At 67.3% G+C, this 1170-nt stretch carries 2 protein-coding genes; both read left to right on the forward strand.

The genetic code is table 11. From position 1 onward, the window contains the following. The first annotated feature begins 74 nt into the window (after positions 1-74). Positions 75-620, forward strand: a complete 546-nt coding sequence (locus KXC43_RS50260; protein WP_221383430.1) for a winged helix-turn-helix domain-containing protein — start codon at positions 75-77, stop codon at positions 618-620. After that, a complete protein-coding gene (locus KXC43_RS50265) occupies positions 545-1147 on the forward strand; it encodes a transposase (protein ID WP_308129629.1) in 603 nt (200 codons plus the stop codon). The genes KXC43_RS50260 and KXC43_RS50265 overlap by 76 nt, the downstream gene beginning before the upstream one ends. Positions 1148-1170: the final 23 nt, after the last annotated feature.

The raw sequence follows: 1170 nt of genomic DNA on the forward strand, positions 1-1170 counted from the left end.
GGGGTCTGTGTCTGATCCACTGTGACGCCTGCGGGTGATCGTCACGGCCGGTGGGGGTCGGGTCTGCTGGTCACATGCGATATGGCGACGGTGGCGGCGTTGACCAGGCGGAACGAGTCCGACGGGAACGAGTGCGGCAGCGAGCGGCCGTGTTGTTTGCGCAGGGCAGGACGGCGGTGGAGGTCGCCGGCGCGCTCGAGGTTTCCACGAAGTCGGCGTATCAATGGCGGCGGGCCTGGAAAGCTGGTGGGGTGCAGGCCCTCGCCTCGCGTGGTCCGGCCGGGCCGGACCCGAAACTGTCCGACGAGCAGCTGGCCCGGCTCAAGGCCCGCCTCGAGCAAGGTCCGGCCGCCGCCGGTCACGGTGAGGACCAACGGTGGACCCTCGCCCGGATCGTGGCGCTGATTGCCACGATGTTCCATGTCCGGGTCTCGGTCACGACCGCGTGGCAGGCGATGCAACGGCTCGGTTACACCCCACAGATGCCGATCCACCGGGCGATCGAACGCGACGAGCCGGCGATCACGCACTGGCGCCGGTATCAGTGGCCGGCGGTAAAAGAGTCGCCGCCCGCACATCCGCCTGGATCTGCTTCGCCGACGAGTGCGGCCAGACGTTAAGAGCGCACAAGGCCACCACCTGGGCGCCGAAAGGCGTGACACCGGTGGTGAAAGTGACCGCGAAGGGCACCGTGCGGGTGTCGGTGGCCGGGTTGTGCTGCTACCGGCCCGGCCACCGGTCCCGGCTGATCTACCGCACCCTGACCTACCGCGGCCGTAAAGGCGAACCGAAAGGATTCCGGGAACCGGACCTGATCCGGCTGCTCGACGCCGCCCATCAACAACTACAAGCCCCGATCGTGCTGATCTGGGACCGCCTGTCGCTGCACAAAACTCCCGCGATCCGGGCCGCGATCGCCGCACGGTCCTGGCTATGCGTCTACGAGTTACCGGCCTACGCACCGGAACTCAACCCGGTCGAGAAGGTCTGGTCGACGATGAAAGGCAGCCTCGCCAACCTCGCCGTCCGCACCGCCACCGAACTCACCGCCGCGGTGAAGAACCGCCTCAACCGCATGCAATACCGCCACGGACTGATCGACGGCTACTTCACCGGAACAGGTCTACCTCCACCAACACCACCCTGACCCCCACCCCAAAAGGGCTCTAG

This window comes from Paractinoplanes polyasparticus (assembly GCF_019710575.1).
In the GTDB taxonomy this organism is placed as follows: Bacteria; Actinomycetota; Actinomycetes; order Mycobacteriales; family Micromonosporaceae; genus Actinoplanes; species Actinoplanes polyasparticus.